Origin of the sequence: Mesorhizobium sp. M2A.F.Ca.ET.039.01.1.1 (assembly GCF_003998035.1) — a bacterium.
GTDB lineage: Bacteria > Pseudomonadota > Alphaproteobacteria > Rhizobiales > Rhizobiaceae > Mesorhizobium.
On record NZ_RZRY01000686.1, the window covers coordinates 1 to 3,264 of the forward strand.

The 3,264-nt window shown below is 65.6% G+C and carries 1 protein-coding gene and 1 pseudogene; one reads left to right on the forward strand and one right to left on the reverse strand.

Going from position 1 to position 3,264, the window contains the following annotated elements; all coding sequences use genetic code 11:
• A partial coding sequence (locus tag EOA24_RS31840) for a Crp/Fnr family transcriptional regulator (RefSeq protein ID WP_133374710.1) occupies positions 1–681 on the forward strand: 681 nt, incomplete at its 5' end.
• Between the two features lie 49 nt (positions 682–730).
• On the opposite strand, the pseudogene EOA24_RS31845 reads toward EOA24_RS31840, so the two are convergent.
• Positions 731–3,264 (reverse strand): annotated as a pseudogene (locus EOA24_RS31845) (Dyp-type peroxidase); the annotation flags it as partial.

Below are 3,264 nucleotides of genomic sequence, written 5' to 3' on the forward strand. Positions count from 1 at the left end.
GCTACAAACGGCGCGGACGACAGCAACCTGCCGCGCCTGGCGCGCATTGATCCGCGCCACTTCGACCTGCTGTTCGGCGGCTGCAAGCTGGAGCGCTACGCCGCCGGCCAGCATTTGTTCGTCCAAGAGGATGCCTCCGATCGCATCTATGGTGTGATAAGCGGCACGGTCGAGATCTCGATCTATTCGCCGGGCGGGCAGAAGCTGGTGGCCAATATCGAGCTGTCGCGCAGCCTTGTCGGCGAGATCGGGGCACTGGACGGACGCCCGCGCACGGCCACCGCCAGCTGTCTCACGGCATGCGAGCTGGTTTCGCTGAGCCGGACACAACTCTTTGACCGCATTGAGAAAAACCCGTCTCTCGCGCGAGCGATGATCGAATTGCTGTGCACGCGGCTGCGCTGGGTCAGCGGCGAGTTGGGCGACCAAGCCTTTTTCGGCATCGAGGCCCGGCTGGCGAAGCGGCTGGTGTTCCTGAGCGGGGTCATGGCCGACTCCGCCGGTTGGATTCCGATTTCGCAATCCGAGCTCGGCGAATTCCTCGGCGCGACGCGCGAATCCGTCAACAAGACGCTCAACGACTGGCGCAACCGGCAGATGATCGCCATCAAGCGCGGCGGCCTGCGCATCATCAACGCCGCCGCGCTGAACCATATCGCCGAATCGCAGGACGACGACTGAGCAGGCTCGGCGACTTCGCCCAAGCAGCAGACAGCCTAAGCGCCCCTGATCACAACCGCGAGATCATGTAGCGCAGCGCCGAGCGGCTCGGCATGAAGAAATAGCCGCCGCCTTTCGTGGTGACGAACTTCGGCACATCCTTGAACACGGTGACCTTTTCCCAGGACGGGATCGAGAACCGGCCGCCGCCGCCCCTTGCCCCGATCGTCGGATCCGTCTCCCCGACCAGACCCTGGAACGAGCTCGACGAGACCCAGGTCTGCTGGATGAACTCGTATTGGCGCTCGATATCGGCGTTGAGACACATGAAGAGCAGTCCCTTCTCCGTCTTTCCGCCCTTGTCCTTTTTCTCGTAGGTGCGGCCGACGCGCAGGATGCGATGGCGCTTGCCGATCCTGATCTGCGTCTCGCGGTCCTCGCCGAGCGAATCGCGCGGGTTGGAACGGCGTATGTGGGAGCCGAGTGGACAGGCGTGCCCCTGCGGATCCTCGGCGCCGAGCGCGAAATCATTGTCGACGCCGCGGCCCGGCCGCCCGTTCGGATTGCGCACGAGCGAGCTGCCGTCCTGCCAGCGGCCGAGCATCTTCGCGGCCACCCAGCGTTGATCGACGGTGGGATCGCCGGTCTCATTTGCGGCCTGCGTCGCCGCCCGCCTGCAATAATCGTCGAACAATTCGACATGCTGCTCGAACTGGCGCATGACGAGGAACGTGCCGTTGCGGCCGAAATCGCGCGGCGGAGGCGGTTGCCCGGGTATCTGGCGGTTGCGCCGCACCTGCGACAGGATGCCGGCGCTGGACCGCGCCGCCTCGACCGACGGCGACGACGGATAGAAGCCATGCTCGTCGCGATAACCGAACAGGAACTCGCCCGGTGCGAGCAGATGCATGGGCGCGGCTCCCTTAGCGGCGCGCGCCGTACCCCGAACGATCGGTTGCGAGATGCCGTCGACGAAGCCGAAATGCTCGACCGCTCGCTTGCCGTCGCGCTTCACCTTCAGCGGCAGTTCGGCGGTCACCGACATCCCGGCGCCTGCCGTCTGTCGCTTCATGGCCGTGATCTCGGCCTTCAGCAAGGCCGGCGTCTCGGCATAGCAGACGATGACGACATCGACGGGCTTGGCGGAAGACCCCCACTGCCATTTGTCGGGCGCGTCAGGGCCGGTGTCGTTGAGAATGCGGCTGCGCTCGGGCGTGCCCATGCCTTCCCGGAAGGCGACCGGGAACGTGTCCAGCGGTTCGTCGTCGACGCCGCCTTCGAGCCCCAGCCGGCGCAGTCCGTTGGGCCCGAACGCCACGGTCATAGCGCGGCCCACGGGTACCCCGTCGCCGAAGCTGGTTTTGCCGATGACGAAGTCGAGCCACGTCTTGCGCTTCGCCGTCGGCAGGCCATCCGGCACCTGGATCGCAAGCATATGCGCGTCGCCGAGCGCGCCGAACGGCCCGAAGAAGATCGACTGGATTTCGCCGGATTCCAGCGCTTCGAGGGGCGAGGACGGAGGCCCCGCCAGGCTCCTCGCATCAGCCGGCAGCGCTTGCGGACGCGGCAGGGAACCGAAAAGGCTCAGCCAGTCGCGCGCCTCGTTGCCGGTAGCCGAGGCGATGCCGCGCCTGATCCTGGAGTTGATGCGGATACGCGTGGTGTTGAGGCGCGGATAGGCGGTGTACCAGAACAGCGTCGGCACCTGCTGGCGCCGCGCCCAGCGCTTGAAGCGATCGCCGTCGCGCGCGCCGTCCAGGAACAGCCAGCGCGTGCGCGGATAGCCGTCGGTGTTGCTCCACACACCGGTCAAGCCGGCCGAGGCCTTGGCGATGAAGTCCTCGAGATAGCTTTCCCAACTGCCTCCGTAATTGGAGAAGAACATCAGCCTGTTGGTGCCGGGCAACAGCACCCAGCGGGCGAAATGAATGGTGTTGATGGTGGCGAGGAAGCCTGGCCTGAACACCTTCTGCGCCGATATCGAGATCAGGTAGAAGGAGAGCCGCAGCGCCAGCCGCCGCAAGATGCCCACCTTCATCGTCGAGATCGCCGTCAGATTGTTCTGCGCGGTGTGGTCCTCATGGGCGAGGATCTTTTCGAGCGCTCCGATCTCGACCGGCGTGCTCGCCGGCTGGTCCTTGTCCTCGAGCCGCCGCAACGCCAGGAAGCAAAACCCGACGAACAGGGCGAGAATGGCCAGCAGACCGAGGACTGAAAGCAGAAGCGAGGTTCCCGCAATCGCGATGTTGGTGAAGGTGACCCCATGCGGGTTTCCGAACACGAGCACATAAGTCATGCGCCAGAAGGCCAGAATGACGATCGCGACGGTGGCGAACATAGCAGGCGTCAGCAGCGTCGTCGTCAGCGCGCGCGACCAGTGGCCGGGCGGTCTTTCCAGCAGGCTTTCGGCGGGCTCGAATGCCCAGCCGAATTGCCCGAGGCACTGGACATGGCGACGCGCCTCGGCAAGCACATCCATCGCATTGCCGGTGCCCGCGCGCGGCTTTTCGACGATCTCACGCACGCTGTCGGCGAGCTTGGCCTCGGCCAGGATCCGCCGCACGGAATGTCCCGGCGTGCCGGAGAAAACCAGCCCGGCGGCGC